This window comes from Stenotrophomonas sp. YJH_SMC_101-4 (assembly GCF_059370395.1).
Genome location: NZ_JCAFTP010000001.1, coordinates 1,304,058 through 1,322,160, shown reverse-complemented (window position 1 = coordinate 1,322,160; position 18,103 = coordinate 1,304,058). Strand labels below are relative to the sequence as shown.

General features: G+C 65.7%; 17 protein-coding genes. 8 read left to right on the top strand and 9 right to left on the bottom strand.

The annotated features are described in order from the left end of the window. Positions 1-134: 134 nt before the first annotated feature. The 6 genes from AC5P8D_RS06040 to ykgO all read right to left on the bottom strand — a co-directional run bounded on the left by AC5P8D_RS06040 (position 135) and on the right by ykgO (position 4,634). Positions 135-1,355 carry a TraB/GumN family protein gene (locus AC5P8D_RS06040; RefSeq protein WP_005409278.1) on the bottom strand — a complete coding sequence of 407 codons (1,221 nt, stop codon included), beginning with the start codon at positions 1,353-1,355 and terminating at the stop codon, positions 135-137. 4 nt (positions 1,356-1,359) lie between these two features. Next, positions 1,360-1,890, bottom strand: a complete 531-nt coding sequence (locus AC5P8D_RS06035) for a GNAT family N-acetyltransferase (protein ID WP_005409279.1) — start codon at positions 1,888-1,890, stop codon at positions 1,360-1,362. Positions 1,891-1,903: 13 nt separating this feature from the next. Continuing rightward, complete coding sequence (locus AC5P8D_RS06030; RefSeq protein WP_014646847.1) at positions 1,904-2,791, bottom strand: carbon-nitrogen hydrolase; 888 nt, start codon at positions 2,789-2,791, stop codon at positions 1,904-1,906. Positions 2,792-2,956: 165 nt separating this feature from the next. After that, a complete protein-coding gene (locus AC5P8D_RS06025) occupies positions 2,957-3,994 on the bottom strand; it encodes an agmatine deiminase family protein (RefSeq protein WP_043397004.1) in 1,038 nt (345 codons plus the stop codon). 39 nt (positions 3,995-4,033) lie between these two features. Beyond that, a complete protein-coding gene (locus AC5P8D_RS06020) occupies positions 4,034-4,333 on the bottom strand; it encodes a hypothetical protein (protein ID WP_227837998.1) in 300 nt (99 codons plus the stop codon). A 175-nt stretch (positions 4,334-4,508) separates the two neighbouring features. Further along, entirely contained in the window at positions 4,509-4,634 is a 126-nt protein-coding gene (ykgO, locus tag AC5P8D_RS06015; protein WP_005409283.1) for a type B 50S ribosomal protein L36, read from the bottom strand. Between the two features lie 197 nt (positions 4,635-4,831). Here ykgO and cmk point away from each other — a divergent pair, with 197 nt between their 5' ends. The 8 genes from cmk to galU all read left to right on the top strand — a co-directional run bounded on the left by cmk (position 4,832) and on the right by galU (position 13,118). Next, complete coding sequence (cmk, locus tag AC5P8D_RS06010; RefSeq protein WP_010484566.1) at positions 4,832-5,509, top strand: (d)CMP kinase; 678 nt, start codon at positions 4,832-4,834, stop codon at positions 5,507-5,509. A gap of 198 nt (positions 5,510-5,707) precedes the next feature. Continuing rightward, entirely contained in the window at positions 5,708-7,393 is a 1,686-nt protein-coding gene (gene rpsA, locus AC5P8D_RS06005; protein WP_005416230.1) for a 30S ribosomal protein S1, read from the top strand. 87 nt (positions 7,394-7,480) lie between these two features. Beyond that, entirely contained in the window at positions 7,481-7,786 is a 306-nt protein-coding gene (locus AC5P8D_RS06000) for an integration host factor subunit beta (protein ID WP_005409286.1), read from the top strand. A 77-nt stretch (positions 7,787-7,863) separates the two neighbouring features. Beyond that, a complete protein-coding gene (locus AC5P8D_RS05995; protein WP_010484569.1) occupies positions 7,864-8,148 on the top strand; it encodes a LapA family protein in 285 nt (94 codons plus the stop codon). 6 nt (positions 8,149-8,154) lie between these two features. Next, a complete protein-coding gene (gene lapB, locus AC5P8D_RS05990) occupies positions 8,155-9,333 on the top strand; it encodes a lipopolysaccharide assembly protein LapB (protein ID WP_005416232.1) in 1,179 nt (392 codons plus the stop codon). A gap of 3 nt (positions 9,334-9,336) precedes the next feature. Then, complete coding sequence (locus AC5P8D_RS05985; protein WP_099560712.1) at positions 9,337-10,326, top strand: MraY family glycosyltransferase; 990 nt, start codon at positions 9,337-9,339, stop codon at positions 10,324-10,326. A gap of 3 nt (positions 10,327-10,329) precedes the next feature. Further along, positions 10,330-12,243 (top strand): polysaccharide biosynthesis protein, encoded by a 1,914-nt coding sequence (locus AC5P8D_RS05980; protein WP_043397011.1) that lies wholly within the window; start codon positions 10,330-10,332, stop codon positions 12,241-12,243. After that, positions 12,240-13,118 carry a UTP--glucose-1-phosphate uridylyltransferase GalU gene (galU, locus tag AC5P8D_RS05975; RefSeq protein ID WP_217015671.1) on the top strand — a complete coding sequence of 293 codons (879 nt, stop codon included), beginning with the start codon at positions 12,240-12,242 and terminating at the stop codon, positions 13,116-13,118. Before AC5P8D_RS05980 ends, galU begins: the two co-directional genes overlap by 4 nt. 484 nt (positions 13,119-13,602) lie before the next feature. Here the strand turns inward: galU and AC5P8D_RS05970 are convergent, their stop codons facing one another. From AC5P8D_RS05970 to AC5P8D_RS05960, 3 genes are all read right to left on the bottom strand, one after another. After that, on the bottom strand, positions 13,603-14,811 hold the full coding sequence (locus tag AC5P8D_RS05970; protein WP_049436339.1) for an acetyl-CoA C-acyltransferase: 1,209 nt from the start codon (positions 14,809-14,811) through the stop codon (positions 13,603-13,605). A 110-nt stretch (positions 14,812-14,921) separates the two neighbouring features. After that, on the bottom strand, positions 14,922-17,294 hold the full coding sequence (locus tag AC5P8D_RS05965) for a 3-hydroxyacyl-CoA dehydrogenase/enoyl-CoA hydratase family protein (protein ID WP_033834902.1): 2,373 nt from the start codon (positions 17,292-17,294) through the stop codon (positions 14,922-14,924). Positions 17,295-17,333: 39 nt separating this feature from the next. Then, a complete protein-coding gene (locus AC5P8D_RS05960) occupies positions 17,334-17,987 on the bottom strand; it encodes a TetR/AcrR family transcriptional regulator (protein ID WP_019338406.1) in 654 nt (217 codons plus the stop codon). Between the last annotated feature and the right edge of the window lie 116 nt (positions 17,988-18,103).

Below are 18,103 nucleotides of genomic sequence, written 5' to 3'. Positions count from 1 at the left end.
TCCCCCTTTTTTTCTGCTCGCCGCGTCTGTTTGTCTCTGTAGAGCCGAGCCCATGCTCGGCTGCTGCTCGCCGCGTCGCGGCGTCGCCCGAGCGTGGGCTCGGGCGCTACAGATTCTGTGGCCGGTTGAGGGGTTTACCCCGCCACCTTGCCCCACACCTTGAACGTGGTCAGCCACAGGCCGAGCATGCTGCCGATGTTGGTCAGCATGAAGGTCAGCACCACGCGGGTGACGCGATTGCGATACCAGCCCTTCAGGCTCTGCGCATCGTCGCGCAGCTTGAGGAAGTCCTCATACGCCGGCTTGCGCAGGCGCGCTTCCACCAAGGCCGAGAATGCGCCGGTCGGGATGCTCAGGCGGAACGGCTTGAACGGGGCCACCGCGATTGCAGTGAGGATGCTCAGCGGGTGGCCACCGGCCAGCAGGCAGCCCAGGCCCGCCAGGCCGCCGGTATACATCGCCCAGGTCGCCAGCAGCTCGGTACCCACGCCGAGGCCGCCGCGATAGAAGCCCACGCCGATGCCGGTCGCCACGATCGCCAGGATGCCCAGCGTGAACCAAGGGATGTTGCGCTTCTTCGGTACTGCTTCCAGCTCGGCACGCAGCGGCGCCGGTGCTTCGGTGTCGGTTTCCAGGTAGCGCGCCAGGCCTGCAAGGTGACCCGCACCGACAACCGCCAGCACTTCACGCTGCTGCGGGTTGTGCTCCTCGCGCAGGCGCGTGGCCATGTAGCGGTCGCGCTCACCGATGATGGTCTCGTACAGCGCCGGGCTCTCGCTGGCGAACTCACCGAAGCTCGATTCCAGCATGTCGCCCTGCTTGAGCTTCTCGATCTCGTTCTCGCCCACTTCCTCGGACGAGAACAGGCCGGCGCCGAGGCCGGCGACCAGCTTCAGCTTGCCGAAGAAACCCAGCCGCTGCGAGGCGCGGCGGAAGGTCAGGCCGACCTCGCGGTCGATCAGGTGCACCGGCAGGTCGCGTTCGCGGGCCAGTTCCACCGCGCGCTTCAGTTCGGCGCCCGGCTCGATGTCCAGCTGTTCGGCCAAGCGGCGCTGGTAGGCGGACAGCGCCAGGTTGGCCGCGAACAGGGCGACGCGGCCCTTGCGGATCACCTCGACCAGGTCGAGCTTGGCCAGCGTGTCCGGATCACTCAGTGCCTGCAGGCGCTGCGGGTCCAGTTCAACGGCAACGGCATCGAAGCGGCCGCTGTCGATGGCTTTCTCCACCGCCTCAACGCTGGCGCGCGAAACGTGGGCAGTGCCCAGCAGGGTGTAGCGCACGCCGTCGCGTTCGACGACGCGTACCGGCTGGCCGGCGAACAGGTCGTCGCCGGTTTCGGGAAGGGTTTCGGTCATGGGTTCATTCATTGGAAGGTGCGGTGTCGGCGCCATCGCCGAGCGCGCGCTGCATCTGCACGGTATCCAGCCAGCGGCCGTGCTTGCGGCCGAGGCCACGGAACACGCCGACCAGCTCGAAGCCGAAGCGTTCGTGCAGCTTGATTGAAGCGGTATTGGTCGGTTCGCCGATCACCGCCACCATCTGCCGGTAGCCACGCGCCACGCAGGCATCGATCAACGCCTGCAGCAGGCCGGTGCCAACGCCCTTGCCCTGGAACGCGGCATCGACGTAGACCGAGTTCTCCACGGTCCACTGGTAGGCAACGCGGGTACGGTAGGTGTTGGCGTAGGCATAGCCGGCCACCTGGCCGTCGATCTCGGCGACCAGGTAGGGGAAGCCGCGGTCGATGATGTCGCGCATGCGGCGCAGCATCTCCGACGCGTCCGGGATGTCGTACTCGTAAGTGTTGACGAAGTCGGTCACTTCCACTGCGTAGATCGCGGTGATCGCGGCGATGTCGGCCGGGCCGGCATCACGGATGAGGACGGCCATGCGCGGCTCCGGCTCAGTCGATGTAGCGCTTGAGCAGGTCACCGTACGCGTCGATGCGACGGTCGCGCAGGAACGGCCAGATGCGGCGCACGTGCTCGCTGCGCTGCAGGTCGACATCGCACAGCAGCACGGTGGCTTCGGTGCCGGCTTCGGCCAGGAACTCACCCTGCGGGCCAAGCACGTGGCTGTTGCCCCAGAACTGGATGCCCGACGCGCCCAGCGGCGAAGCCTCGTGGCCGACGCGGTTGCAGCTCAGCACCGGCAGGCCGTTGGCCACGGCGTGGCCGCGGTGGCTCAGCACCCAGGCGTCGCGCTGGCGGGTCTTCTCGTCCTGCACGTCGTCCGGGTCCCAGCCGATCGCGGTCGGGTAGAGCAGCAGTTCGGCACCGGCCAGCGCCATCAGGCGTGCCGCTTCCGGGTACCACTGGTCCCAGCACACCAGCACGCCAAGGCGGCCCACCGAGGTGTCGATCGGCTTGAAGCCGATGTCGCCCGGGGTGAAGTAGAACTTCTCGTAGAAGCCCGGGTCGTCCGGGATATGCATCTTGCGGTACTTGCCCAGCAACGTGCCGTCCTTCTCGAAGACGACGGCGGTGTTGTGGTACAGGCCGGCAGCGCGGCGCTCGAACAGCGAGCCCACCAGCACCACGCCATGCTTCTTCGCCAGCGCGCCCAGGCGCTCGGTGCTCGGGCCCGGAATCGGCTCGGCCAGGTCGAACTCGTCCACCGACTCGTGCTGGCAGAAGTACGGACCGTTATGCAGTTCCTGCAGCAGCACCAGCTTGGCACCCTGCGCAGCCGCCTCGGCCACGCGTGCTTCGATCACCGCCAGGTTGGCGGCGGCATCACCGTGGTTGCGCTCCTGGATCAGGGCGACGGTAAGGGGGCTGCGCGAGTTCATGCGGGGCGTTCCTGCGGGGGAAAACCAGCATGTTAGCGCGGATGGGCGGCGACGGCGTGTCGCGCGCTGAATGGGTGCACGCAATCGGTAGCGCCGGGCCATGCCCGGCGGATTTTCCAGATGCGACAGCGTTCGCCGGGCATGGCCCGGCGCTACCGGTTCGGCTTACGCCTTCAACAGCCCTGCCGGCAGCTGCATGGTGATGCAGTGCAGGCTGCCGTTCTGCCAGATCAGCGAGCGGCAGGGCACCTGCACGATCTCGCGGCCCGGGTGCGCCTGCGCCAGCACGTCGCGGGCCAGGTCGTCGGCCGGATCACCGTAGGCCGGCATCAGCACCGCACCATTGACGATCAGGTAATTGGCGTACGACGCAGCCAGGCGGCGGCCTTCGTCGATCACTGGCTGTGCCCACGGCAGCGGGAACAGGCGATACGGCTGGCCGTCCTTGGTGCGCAGCGCGGCCAGTTCGTTGCCCATCGCCTGCAGCTCGGCGTAGTGCGAGTCGCTCGCGTCGTCGCAGGCCTGGTAGACGATGCTGTCAGCCGAGGCGAAGCGGGCGAGGGTGTCGATATGCGCGTCGGTGTCGTCGCCTTCCAGGTAGCCGTGGTCCAGCCACAGCACGCGGTCCTGCTGCAGCCAGTCGGCCAGGTCGGCGCTCAGGCTGGCGCGGTCGCGGTCCGGGTGGCGCTCGTGCAGGCACTTCCAGGTGGTCAGCAGGGTGCCTTCGCCGTCGGTCTCGATGCCGCCGCCTTCCAGCGCGAACGGGATGCTGCGCACCGGCGCGTCGTTGAACACACCGGCCTGGTCGAGCACGCCCACCAGCTGGTCATCCAGGGTGGCGTCGAACTTGCCGCCCCAGCCGGTGAAGCGGAAATCCAGCAGCTGGAAGCCGCCGTCGGCGCGGCGCAGGGTGATCGGGCCGGAGTCGCGCAGCCAGGTATCGTCGTAGGCCGCCGTGGTGAAGTGGACCTTGTCCATGTCGATGCGGTTGGAGCGCAGCCGCATCTCGGCATAGGTCTCCACATCGTCGTCGGCCACGCAGATCAGCACCGGCTGGAAGCGGGTGATGGCCGCGACCAGGGCGATGTAGGTCTCTTCCACCTGGCCCAGGCGGTCGGCCCAGTCGGTGTCGGCAGTGGGCCAGGCAATCAGGACGCCGCTCTGGGCTTCCCACTCGGCAGGAAAACGAAGGGTCTGGTTCATGGTCTCGCTACACAGGCCCGCCCACGGCGGGTAAAGGGATCAACGGATCGGCGGTTTCGGGCCGATTTCGTTCGGGTCCGCCTGGTTGGCCACCACGTCGATCACCTTCTGCTTCTCGAAGTAGACGGTGAACTGCGGGTACACCCAGCGGTTGATGGTCGGCCACTGCCGCTTCTGTCCGCCACGTGGCTGCAGCTGCTCGCTGGGCGCGCCGAACTGCGCCTGCACCTGCTGCATGCTCTGGCCGCGCACGGGCAGAGCACCGGCCGGCTTCTCGCGGGCGCGGTCGACAAGCAGGGTATCGGCCAGTGCCGGTGTGGCGGCGGCCAGGGTGGCCATCACGGCCAAGGCGGACAGGTAACGCTTCATCTCGATCTACTCCCCAGTGGTCAAGAAAGGCGATTACAGCAAAAACGGCAGGAAAAAGCCGCATAAACAAAAAACCGCCCGAAGGCGGTTTCTTGCATCGGGTCGGCCCCGCGTAGGGCCAGCCGCAGCCGGAAGGCTGTGAGGCTTAGCGCTGACGCGCCTTGAAACGCGGGTTCGACTTGCAGATGACGAAGATCTTGCCACGACGACGCACGACCTTGCAGTCACGGTGACGGGCCTTCGCCGACTTCAGGGAGGACAGGACTTTCATGGCATACCTCGGCGTAAACAGTAGTTGTTCGGGTGGAGCGTGGCCGCGATATGCGAAAGACAATCGGCAGTTGACGCTCGTTCAAGCCCGCCATTCTACCGGGCTTTTCCTCGTGGTTTCAAGTGGTTGCACAAAAGATCCCGCTGGGGGTGTCTGGCAGGGGCTAGAATGACCCCTTCACACGCTCTGGGAACCCCATGAATCCACTCGCTCCCGTCCTGACCATCGACGGCCCTTCCGGGGCCGGCAAGGGTACCATCAGCCGCATCATCGCGCGCCGGATGGGCTGGCATTACCTGGATTCGGGCGCGCTGTACCGGGCAGTGGGCGTGGCCGCGAGCTGGGCCGACATTGATACGTCCGATGCCTCGGCACTGGTGCGCTGCACCTTCGACACCCATGTTCAGTTTGTTGAACAGGGCGAGTCGATGCGGGTCATGGTCAACGGCACCGATGCCACCGACGAGCTGCGCCTGGAGACCACTGGCGCCCTGGCCTCGGCCATTGCCGCCATTCCGGAGGTCCGCGCGGCCCTGAAGGAGCGCCAGCGCGCATTCAGGGAGCTGCCCGGCCTGGTCGCCGACGGCCGCGACATGGGCACGGTGATCTTCAAGGACGCCCCCTACAAGGTCTTCCTGACCGCCAGTGCCGAGGAGCGCGCCGAGCGCCGGCATAAGCAGTTGAAAGACAAGGGGGTTTCTGTTAACTTTGATGACCTCCTGCGCGAGATCATGGCCCGCGACGCCCGTGATGCTCAGCGTACCGTGGCGCCCCTGAAGCCGGCAGACGATGCTGTCCTCATCGACACCACAGGCATCGGCATCGCAGATGTCGTTGCCAGAGTGATGGATCTGCTTCCGGTTCCGGCTGCCTGATCCGTTCGCGCGGGAGCACTGCCAGCAACATCGGTGGTGGTCGCGCATAGCAGTGCTGTACCAGCTCCGTCGCGCAATGATGCGTGGCGGTTTTCCTACTACACACGACCTGCGTTTCCGGGGTCGACCAACAGGCGGGCGGTCGCCATTCCCCTGAAGGGGACGCCACCGACCCATGTGTCCAACAGAGTAAATCTAATGACCGAATCATTTGCCGAACTGTTTGAAGCCAGCCAGGCCAACCTGGCCAAGCTGAAGCCGGGCGCCATCGTCAGCGGTACCGTTGTTGAAGTCCGCGGCGACGTCGTGGTGATCAACGCTGGCCTGAAGTCCGAAGGCATCGTGCCGATCGAACAGTTCCGTAACGACGCTGGCGAAATCGACGTCGCCGAAGGCGACATCGTCAAGGTCGCCCTCGACTCGATCGAGAACGGCTTCGGCGAAACCGTCCTGTCGCGCGAGAAGGCCAAGCGCGCGATGGTGTGGGACGAGCTGGAAGAAGCGTTGGAAAAGAACGAAACCATCACCGGCCGCATCAGCGGCAAGGTCAAGGGTGGTTTCACCGTGGACATCAAGGATGTCCGCGCCTTCCTGCCGGGTTCCCTGGTCGATGTGCGCCCGGTGCGCGATCCGGCCTACCTGGAAGGCAAGGAACTCGAGTTCAAGCTCATCAAGCTGGACCGCAAGCGTAACAACGTCGTGGTCTCGCGCCGCGCTGTCGTCGAAAGCGAGCACTCGGAAGAGCGCGAGCAGCTGATGGACAAGCTGCAGGAAGGCGCGATCCTGAAGGGTGTCGTCAAGAACCTGACCGATTACGGCGCGTTCGTGGACCTGGGCGGTATCGACGGCCTGCTGCACATCACCGACATGGCGTGGAAGCGCGTGCGTCACCCGTCGGAAGTCGTGAACGTCGGCGACGAGCTGGACGTCCGCGTGCTGAAGTTCGACCGCGAGCGCAACCGCGTTTCGCTGGGCCTGAAGCAGCTGGGCGAGGATCCGTGGGACAACATCGGCCGTCGTTACCCGGCCAACAGCCGCGTCTTCGGCAAGGTCTCCAACGTCACCGATTACGGTGCGTTCGTTGAGATCGAGCCGGGCGTCGAAGGCCTGGTGCACGTCTCCGAGATGGATTGGACCAACAAGAACGTCAACCCGTCCAAGGTTGTCCAGGTTGGTGATGAAGTCGAAGTGATGGTGCTGGACGTCGATGAAGAGCGTCGCCGTATCTCGCTGGGCATGAAGCAGGTTGCCGCCAATCCGTGGGAAACCTTCGCTGCCACCCACAAGAAGGGTGACAAGGTGTCGGGCCAGATCAAGTCGATCACCGACTTCGGCATCTTCATCGGCCTGGACGGCGGCATCGACGGCCTGGTCCACCTGTCCGACATCAGCTGGAACACCACCGGCGAAGACGTCGTTCGCAACTTCAAGAAGGGCGATACCCTGGACGCCGTCGTCCTGGCTGTCGATCCGGAGCGCGAGCGCATCTCCCTGGGCGTGAAGCAGCTGGAGCAGGATCCGTTCGGCCAGTACATGGCTGCCAATCCGAAGGGCTCCAAGGTCGAAGGCGTGGTGAAGGAAGTCGACGCCAAGGGCGCGATCATCGAGCTGGCTGACGGCATCGAAGGTTACGTCTCGGCCCGCGACATCGCCAACGAGCGCGTTGACGACGCCACCCAGCACCTGAAGGTCGGCGACAAGGTCGAAGCCAAGTTCGTGGGCATGGACCGCAAGGGCCGTACCCTGCAGCTGTCGATCAAGGCCAAGGACGACGCTGAAATGCGCGAAGTGCTGGAGGAATACCAGTCCTCTTCGGCTTCCAGCGGCACCACCCAGCTGGGCGCGCTGCTGCGTGCACAGCTGAACGGCAACAAGTCCGAGTAATCGGCCTTACGCTGTTCGTTGTTTCCTGGACGGCCCGGGCATTGCCCGGGCCGTTTCAGGCTGGGATACCCCTGATGTGAGCCGGTAATGACCAAATCCGAACTGATCGAAATCCTTGCGCGCCGCCAGGCGCACCTGAAGGCCGATGATGTCGATCTGGCGGTGAAGTCGTTGCTGGAAATGATGGGCGGATCGCTGTCTGCCGGGGATCGCATCGAAATCCGTGGTTTTGGCAGCTTCTCGCTGCACTATCGTCCGCCGCGCCTGGGTCGCAACCCGAAGACCGGCGAATCGGTTGCCCTGCCGGGCAAGCACGTCCCCCATTTCAAGCCGGGCAAGGAACTGCGCGAGCGGGTCAGCAGTGTGCTGCCGCTGGACGCCGATCCGGCCTGAGCCTCCCGTCGCGCCACCGCGTGCGAATCCAGCCGCGAGTCGGATAAGCTACGGACTCCTGCCACTGGAGCTGTCGCATGAAGGTTTTTCGTCTGCTGGTCCTGCTGGCGGTACTGATCCTTGGATTGATCATCGGTGCGGTCAACATGACCGCGATGTCGATCAACCTGCTGTTTACCCAACTGCACACCTCGGTGGGCGTGGCCCTGATCGCCGCGCTGCTGGTGGGTGTCATCGTCGGCGCCGGCCTGGTGCTGGTGAGCGTGGTCATTCCGCTCTACAGCCAGTTGCGCCGCGCCAACAAGTCCGCTGTCGCCACGCCGGCACCGGTTGCTTCCCCCCAATCTTTTGATGGACGCTGATCGAAGATGGATTTCGTCACCGAGTGGTTCTGGTTCTTCCTGTTCGTTCCGCTGGCCGCACTGGCCGGGTGGGTGATCGGACGGCGTGGTGGTCAACGCCACGGTGACAGCCAGGTCAGCCGCCTGTCGAGCACCTATTTCCGTGGCCTGAACTACCTGCTCAACGAGCAGCCGGACAAGGCCATCGAGCTGTTCCTGCACATCGCCGAGCTGGACAAGGAAACCTTCGAGACCCAGGTCGCGCTGGGCCATCTGTTCCGTCGACGCGGCGAAGTCGACCGCGCCATCCGCCTGCACCAGGGCCTGGTCAACCGCCACGACCTCAGCGATGCGCAACGCGTGCAGGCGCTGCTGGCGCTGGGCGAGGACTACATGAAGTCCGGCCTGCTGGACCGCGCCGAAACCGTGTTCACCGAACTGGCCCAGCTGGACCAGCGTGCTCCGCAGGCACTCAAGCACCTGATCGGCATCTACCAGGCCGAGCGCGACTGGGAAAAGGCGATCGACAACGCCACCCGTTTCGAGGACGTCACCGGCGAGCCGATGGGCAAGCTGATCGGGCAGTTCGAATGCGAACTGGCCGAACGCTTCCGCGGTGCCGGCAAGCTGGAAGAGGCGAGGGCAGCGATTGCCCGGGCCTACCAGGCCGATGCGATGTCGGTCCGTGCCGGCATCATTGAAGGCCGCCTGGAAACCGATGCCGGCAATCCGGAAGCGGCCGTGCGCGCCTTCGAGCGCGCGGCGCGCAACGATCCGGAGTACCTGCCGGAGCTGCTGCCGGCGCTGATGCAGAACTACCGCAAGGTGGGCGATCTGGCCGGCGCGCGCGCCTTCCTGTCGGAGATGACCGAGCATTACCGTGGCATTGCCCCGGTGCTGGCGCTGACCCGCCTGATGGAAGAGCAGGAGGGCGTGGCCCCGGCCCGTGCCTACCTGGGCCGCCAGCTCAAGGATCGCCCGTCGGTGCGTGGCGAGTCCGCGCTGATCGACCTGACCCTGGCTGAAGGTGCCGATTCCACGGCGACCCTGCATGACCTCAAGCACATCACCGACCAGTTGCTGGTGCGCAATCCGGCCTATCGCTGCACCCGTTGTGGTTTCGGTGCGCGCACCCACCACTGGCAGTGCCCGAGCTGCAAGGAGTGGGGTACGGTCAAGCCGCTGCTGAACTACGCGGTGCTCTGATCCATGCCGTGGCTCGTGATGGGCGCGCTGCTGGGTCTGGCCCTGCTGAGCGCGGCACTGACCTGGGCAGCGCGGGGCTATGCGCTGCGCCGGCAACTGTTTGACCAGCCGGGCGAACGCCGCAGTCATAGCGTGGCGACCCCGCGTGGCGGCGGCATCGCCATCGTCATCAGCCTGCTGGTGACCGCCGGTGTTGCCATGTGGGCCTGGCCCGAAGCGCGTCCGAGCCTGCTGGTCGCCAGCCTTGGCCTGGCGCTGGTGGCGGGTATCGGCTGGTGGGACGACCACCGGCCGCTTCCGGCCATGCGCCGCCTGATGGTGCACTTCATCGCCGCCGCGCTGCTGGCCGCGCTGGTCAAGGTCCATGGCGGCAGCTGGCTGCTGGCCGTACTGGTCCTGCTGTTCACCGCTTCGCTGATCAACATCTGGAATTTCATGGATGGGATCAACGGCATCGCCGCCAGCCAGGCCATCGTGGTCGCGCTGGGACTGGCGCCGCTGCTGCCTTGGCCGTACTCGCTGGCGGCGGTCGCGTTGGGCCTGGCCTGCCTTGGCTTCCTGCCGTTCAACTTCCCGCGGGCCCGGATCTTCATGGGCGATGTCGGAAGTGGCGCGCTGGGCTACGCGGTGGCGGCAGTGCTGGCACTGGCCAGCGTAAAGACCGACATCCACTGGATGCTGCTGCTGGTGTCGGCATCGCCCTTCCTTGTGGACGCGGGCTTCACACTGCTGGCGCGCATCATTTCCGGACAACGCTGGATGGAACCCCATACCCAGCACGTTTACCAGCGCGCGGTGCAGGCAGGAGCCAGTCACGCCCAGGTAACAGGGATGTACTTTGCTTTGGGCCTGTTCAGTATTACAGTGCTTAATGTCTGCTCCAATTTGCAGCCGAGGTGGGAGGCTGCCGTGGCGATCGCGTGGTTCACCGCGCTGAGCGTCCTCTGGCTCCTCCTGCGCAATGGATTGCGCCACCCAAAAGGAAATACCTGACTTATGGCTTCACCCTGGCGGGACAGAATCCTCGGCCTGATGCCGCGTTCGGCCATCGTCTGCCATGACCTGTTCATGGTCTGGGCATGCTGGCAGCTGCTCCACGCGGGGCGGTACTCGATCCTGGCCAACGCCCCCGAGCTCCCACTCTGGAACGTCGACACCACGCTGGTGCTGCTGCTGCAGGGCATGGTGTTCTGGCGCGTCGGCCTCTATCGCGGCCTGTGGCGGTTCGCCAGCGTCAGCGACCTGCTGAACATCTTCAAGGCCAGCTTCATCGGCATGGTCGCCATCGTGCTGGTGCTGATGTGGAAGCGCTTCGACGGCGTGCCGATGTCGGTGCTGGTGATCTATCCGTTCGCGCTGTCGGCGCTGCTGGGCGCGCCGCGCCTGCTGTACCGGGCCTGGAAGGACTATCAGGCGCTGCAGTCGGACTCGTCCGCGCGTCGCGTGCTGATCCTGGGTGCCGGCCAGGCCGCCGAGACCCTGGTCCGCGACCTGCGCCGTTCGGGCAATTTCGAGCCGGTCGGCCTGCTGGACGACGCGCCGCACCTGCGCGGTGCCAAGCTGCAGGGCCTGCCGATCCTCGGCACCCTGGACGATGCGCCGACAGTGGTCCGCGAGACCGCGGCCAAGCTGTTGGTGATCGCCATTCCGTCGCTGGACGCTGCGGGCATGCAGCGCATCGTCGCCATCTGCGAAAGCACCGGCGTGCCGTTCCGCACCGTGCCCAAGCTCAGCGATATCCTGCAGGGCCAGTCGCTGCCGGGGCAGTTGAAGGAAGTAGCGATCGAGGACCTGCTCGGCCGCAAGCCGATCATGCCGGACTGGAACCTGATCCGTGGCTGGTTGGGCGGGCGTACGGTGATGGTCACCGGCGCCGGTGGTTCGATCGGCTCCGAGCTGTGCCGCCAGTGCGCGCGTCACGGCGCCGGCCGCATCATCCTGCTCGAGATCAGCGAACTGCTGCTGCTGACCATCGAGGGCGAGCTGCGGCGCAGCTTCCCGGATGTCGAGGTCGAAGCGGTGCTGGGCGACTGCGGTGACCCGGCGGTGATCCGCCACGCCCTGTCGCTGCACCCCGTCGACACCGCCTTCCATGCCGCCGCCTACAAGCATGTGCCGGTGCTGGAGCGGCAGCTGCGCGAAGCGGTGCGCAACAACATCCTGGCCACCGAGAACGTGGCCCGCGCCTGCCTGGAGGCACGCGTGGAGCATTTCGTGTTCATCTCCACCGACAAGGCGGTCGACCCGGTCAATGCGCTGGGCGCCAGCAAGCGCTATGCGGAGATGATCTGCCAGAGCCTGGACCAGAAGTCCACGCATACCCGTTTCGTCACGGTGCGCTTCGGCAACGTGCTGGCCTCGGCAGGCAGCGTGGTGCCGTTGTTCCGCGAACAGATCCTGCGTGGCGGGCCGGTGACCGTCACCGATCCGGAAGTCAGTCGCTACTTCATGACCATTCCGGAGGCCTGCCAGCTGATCCTGCAGGCGGCCGCTTCGGCGTCGCACGGGGCGATCTATACGCTCGACATGGGCGAGCCGGTGCCGATCCGCGTGCTGGCCGAGCAGATGATCCGCCTGGCCGGCAAGCAGCCGTACAAGGACATTCCGATCATCTACACCGGGCTGCGTCCGGGCGAGAAGCTGCACGAGACGCTGTTCTATTCGGACGAGGACTACCGTTCCACCGCGCATCCGAAGATTCTCGAGGCCGGTGTACGCACGTTCTCGCGTGATCTGGTGTTGGGCAATGTTCCACGCCTGCGCGATGCCGTGGCTGGTTACGACACCACCAGCATCCAGGAGATCCTGTTCGCGACGATGCCGGAGTTTTCTCCCATCGAACAGGATGCTTACATTTCATCCGCTAAAGTCGTGCCTTTTCCGGCACGTGAGGCCAACAGGCACCAATGAGCAAGCGAATTCGCAAGGCAGTTTTTCCAGTGGCAGGGCTCGGGACGCGCTTTTTACCGGCAACCAAGACGGTTCCGAAGGAAATGTTGCCGATCATTGATCGTCCGCTGATCCAGTACGCGGTCGATGAAGCGATCGAAGCCGGTTGCGACACCCTGGTGTTCATCACCAACCGCTACAAGCATGCCGTGGCCGACTACTTCGACAAGGCCTACGAACTGGAGCAGAAGCTCGAGCGCGCCGGCAAGCAGGAGCAGCTGGAGATGATCCGCCATGTGCTGCCCAATGGCGTGCGCGCGATCTTCGTGACCCAGGCCGAGGCCCTGGGCCTGGGCCATGCGGTGCTGTGCGCCAAGGCCGTGATCGGTGACGAACCGTTCGCGGTGCTGCTGCCGGACGACCTGATCTGGAACCGCGGCGACGGCGCGCTGAAGCAGATGGCCGATCTCAACGAAGCCAGTGGCGCCAGTGTCATTGCGGTTGAAGATGTGCCGCACGACAAGACCGCCAGTTACGGCATCGTCGCGACCGAGGCCTTCGATGGCCGCAAGGGCCGCATTTCGCAGATCGTGGAGAAGCCGAAGCCGGAGGACGCACCGAGTGATCTGGCGGTGGTCGGCCGCTACGTGCTGAGCCCGAAGATCTTCGAGCTGCTGGAGCAGACCCAGACTGGTGCCGGCGGCGAGATCCAGCTGACCGATGCGATCGCCGAGCTGCTGAAGACCGAAGAAGTCGATGCCTATCGTTTCGAGGGCACCCGCTTCGACTGCGGCACGCACCTGGGGCTGGTGGAAGCGACGATCCGTTTCGCGCTGGACAACCCGAAGCTGGCCGGGCCGGCGCGGGAGAAACTGACGGCGATGTTGGCGGAATAAGGTTTATCAAGCGCTCCGTCAGCGCCTTCCTGCCAAAGTGGGGGAGGCGCGGGCAGGCCGCTGCAGGACACGCCGTAAACCCATCCCTGGGGGCTCGATGGCGCCATCCATGGCGCCAACGGTCCTGCAGCGGCCTGCCCACGCCTCTCGACAGTTTCCTGCGGGCGCGGACGGGAAGGGCGGAATCAAGGGCAAGAGCAAAAGCAAAAAGGCAGCCGATGGCTGCCTTTTTTGTTTCCGCGAGCGTCGAGTCGGGGTCGGATCCCTTTGCGTAGCAAAGGGCTCTGACCCCAGCCTTTGATCCTGCCTTTGCTCATCCCTCCGCCGCGGGGAGGCTGGAAGGGCCGGGTTGGCAGGGCTGCCCGGGACCGTTGGCGCCATGGATGGCGCCATCGAGCCCCCATGGAAGGGTTCACGGCGTGTCCCGGGCAGCCCTGCCAACCCGGCCCACGCCATGAAGCCCAACGAGGCAACGCTTTTAACCTTACAGCGCCTCGAAAATACCCGCTGCGCCCATGCCGGTGCCGATGCACATCGTCACCATGCCGTACTTCTGCTGGCGACGGCGCAGGCCGTGCAGCAGGGTCGCGGTACGGATCGCACCGGTTGCACCCAGCGGGTGGCCCAGGGCGATCGCGCCGCCCAGCGGGTTGACCTTGCCCGGGTCCAGGCCGCAATCGCGGATCACCGCCAGCGACTGCGCGGCGAAGGCTTCGTTCAGTTCAATCCAGTCCAGCTGGTCCTGGGTCAGGCCCGCCTGCTTCAGTGCCTTCGGGATCGCGGCGATCGGGCCGATGCCCATCACTTCCGGGCGCACGCCGGCCACCGAGAAGCTGACGAAACGGGCCAGCGGGGTCAGGCCGTAGTCCTTGATCGCCTGTTCGGAGGCCAACAGCACGGCACCGGCGCCGTCGCTCATCTGCGAGGAGTTACCGGCGGTGACGGTGCCGCCGAACTGGCCGTTGCGGAACACCGGGCGCAGCTTGGCCAGGCCTTCGGCGGAGGAGTCCGGGCGCGGGCCTTCGTCGGTGTCGGCGATCTTGTTGCGGGTGATGATGCGCTGGCCATCGGCCAGGTCCGGCAGGTGCGAGACGATCTCGTACGGGCTGATCTCGTCCTTGAACTCGCCGTTCTGGATCGCCGCCATGGCCTTCTGGTGCGAGGCGAGGGCGAAGGCGTCCTGGTCTTCGCGCGAGACCTTCCACTCTTCGGCCACCTTCTCGGCGGTGATGCCCATGCCGTAGGCGATGGCCACGTGGTCGTTGTCGAACACGCTCGGTGCCATGGCGATCTTGTTGCCCATCATCGGCACCATTGACATCGACTCGGTGCCACCGGCCAGCATCAGGTCGGCGTTGCCCAGGCGGATCGCGTCGGCAGCCTGCGCCACGGCCTGCAGGCCGGAGGAGCAGAAGCGGTTCACGGTCTGTGCGGCGATGGTGTTCGGCAGGCCGGCCAGCAGCACGCCGATGCGGGCGACGTTCATGCCCTGCTCGGCTTCCGGCATCGCGCAGCCGATGATCGCGTCATCGATGCGGTTGACGTCCACGCCCGGGGCCTGCGCGACGACGCTGCGCAGCACGTGCGCGAGCATGTCGTCGGGGCGGGTGTTGCGGAACATGCCCTTGGGCGCCTTGCCGACCGGAGTACGGGTGGCGGCGACGATGTAGGCGTCCTGGATTTGCTTGGTCATTGCAGTGATCTCTCGATTTTTTTAGCCGGAGTGCCGACCAACGGTCGGCACCCACCGGGGCAGAGGGAGTGCCCACCAAGGTGGGCACCCACCAAAAGCAGGGATGGCGATCAGTTACGCAGCGGCTTGCCGGTCTTCAGCATGTGCGCGATGCGGGCCTGGGTCTTTTCCTGCTGGGCCAGTTCGACGAAGTGCTTGCGCTCCAGGGTCAGCAGCCACTCTTCGTCCACCAGGGTGCCGCGGTCGACCTTGCCGCCGCACAGCACGGTGGCGATGCGCTCGGCGATCTCGTAGTCGTACGGGCTGATGAAGCGGCCTTCCAGCATGTTGACCAGCATCATCTTGAAGGTGGCGATACCCACGTCACCGGCCACCTGGATGCGGCGTGCCGGCAGCGGCGGACGGTAGCCCGCTTCGGCCAGGGCGCGCGCTTCGGCCTTGGCGATGTGCAGCGCTTCGTAGCTGTTGAACACCACCTTGTCGGTGCTGCGCAGCAGGCCCAGTTCCTTGGCGTTGACCGCGGAGTTGGACACCTTGGCCATCGCCACGGTCTCGAAGGTCTTCTTCAGTTCGGCGAACACATCACCGCCCGGGCCTGCGGCCTGCGAGGCGCGCACGGCCAGTTCCTTCAGGCCACCACCGGCCGGCAGCAGGCCGACGCCGGCCTCGACCAGGCCGATGTAGCTTTCCAGGAAGGCCACGGTCTTGGCGCTGTGCATCTGGAACTCGCAGCCACCACCCAGCGCCAGGCCACGCACGGCGGCAACCACCGGCACCAGCGAGTACTTGATGCGCTGGCTGGTGCGCTGGAAGTTGGCAACCATTTCTTCGAACTGGTCGACCTTGCCGGCCTGCAGCAGGCCCAGTGCACCGGCCAGATCGGCACCGGCAGAGAAGGGCTCCTTCTGCTGCCAGATCACCAGGCCCTGGAAGTCCTTCTCGGCGCGGCTGACGCATTCCTGCAGGCCGTCCAGCACCTGGTCGGACACGGTGTTCATCTTGGTCTTGAAGCTGACCACGGCAATGCCATCACCGTCGTGCCACATGCGCAGGCCATCGTTCTCGAACACGGTCTCGCCCGGCGCGAACTTCTCGCCCAGCAGCGGATCGGGGAAGCGCTGGCGCTGGTACACCGGCAGCGACGAGCGCGGCAGCTTGGCATTGCGCGACGGGCTGTAGCTGCCTTCGGCGGCATGCACGCCGTCGCGGCCATCGAACACCCAGTCCGGCAGCGGGGCGTTGCTCATGCTCTTGCCGGCCACGATGTCATCGGCGATCCACTGTGCGACCTGCTTCCAGCCGGCGGCCTGCCAGGTTTCGAACGGACCCAGCGACCAGCCGTAGCCCCAGCGGATGGCCAGGTCCACGTCGCGCGCGGTCTCGGCGATGTCGGCCAGGTGGTAGGCGCTGTAGTGGAACAGGTCGCGGAATGTCGCCCACAGGAACTGCGCCTGCGGGTGCTGGCTTTCGCGCAGCTTGGCGAACTTCTCGGCCGGGTTCTTGATCTTCAGGATCTCGACCACTTCCGGCGCGGCAGCGCGATCGGCCGGGCGGTAGTCCTGCTTCTCCAGGTCCAGCACCACGATGTCCTTGCCGACCTTGCGGAAGATGCCGGCGCCGGTCTTCTGGCCCAGCGCGCCCTTGGAAATCAGCGCGTCCAGCCACTTCGGCGACTTGAAGAACTCATGCCACGGATCATTCGGCAGGGTGTCGCCCATGGTCTTGATGACGTGCGCCATGGTGTCCAGGCCGACCACGTCGGAGGTGCGATAGGTCGCCGACTTCGGGCGACCGACCAGCGGGCCGGTCAGGCCGTCCACTTCATCGAAGCCCAGGCCGAACTGCTGGGTGTGGTGGATGGTGGACAGGATCGAGAACACGCCGATGCGGTTGCCGATGAAGTTCGGGGTGTCCTTGGCGTACACCACGCCCTTGCCCAGGGTGGTGACCAGGAAGGCTTCCAGGCCTTCCAGCACGGCGGCGTCGGTGGTGGTGGCCGGGATCAGCTCGGCCAGGTGCATGTAGCGCGGCGGGTTGAAGAAGTGCACGCCGCAGAAGCGGTGACGCAGCTGCTCGGGCAGCACGTCGGCCAGCTTGTTGATGCCCAGGCCCGAGGTGTTGGAGGCCAGCACCGCGTGGTCGGCCACAAACGGCGCGATCTTCTTGTACAGGTCCTGCTTCCAGTCCATGCGCTCGGCAATGGCCTCGATGATCAGGTCGCAGTCCTTCAGCTGCTCCAGGCCCGACTCATAGTTGGCCGGGGTGATGGCTTCGGCCAGCGACTTGCTGGCCAGCGGCGCCGGGCTCAGCTTGCCCAGGTTGGCGATCGCCTTCAGCACGATGCCGTCGGCCGGACCTTCCTTGGCAGGCAGGTCGAACAGCACGGTGTCGACGCCAGCGTTGGTGAGGTGGGCGGCGATCTGGGCACCCATGACGCCGGCACCCAGCACGGCGGCGCGGCGGACTAGCAGGGAATTGGACATGGTGTAGGGCCTTTGTTGGTCAGCAGTTACTGGGTGGAATCAAAGGGAAGCGGGCAGGGCGCTGGCGCGTGCGGCGGCGCGGAACCCGGCTTCGGCGAAATGGATCAGTTCGTGGGCGGCATGGGCACGATGCGCCGCTTCGGTGACACCGGCGGGACGCTTGATCAGCCCGAAGTCGGCCATGGCATAGGTGAGCGAGCCGGCCAGGAAGTCCAGGCGCCAGTACAGCTCTTCCTTGCTCAGGCCGGGCACGCACTCGCCGATGGCCTTGCCGAACGCACGCAGCACGTGGCCGTAGTGGTCAGACAGGAACTTGCGCAGGTTGTCGTTCTTCTCGGCATAGGCGCGGGCGATCACGCGCACGAAGGCGCCGCCGTTCTGGCGGTCCTGGGCCAGCGCCAGCGCCGGTTCGACGAAGGCGGCCAGCACCGGGCGCAGTTCACCGGGGTGTTCGCTGCGGGCCCGCTCCAGCTGCGACAGGCGGGCACCGGTCATCTCGTCCATGCGGCGGCGGAAGACCTCGTTGACCAGGTTTTCCTTGGAACCGAAGTGGTAGTTGACCGCGGCGATGTTGACGTCGGCCTGGCTGGTCACCTGCCGCAGCGAGGTGCCGGCGAAGCCGTGCTGGGCGAACAGCTCCTCGGCCGCGCCGAGGATCCGGTCCTTGGTCGAGAAGTGGGCGGGCTTGGCCATCGATGGGCGGACCTTAATCAAACGATTGTTTGATACTAGAACCAGACGGTACCGTATGGCATTTTGCAGTGCAGCAAAATCGGCGGGCTCGGTCAGATTTCACTCAGGTGGGTGAA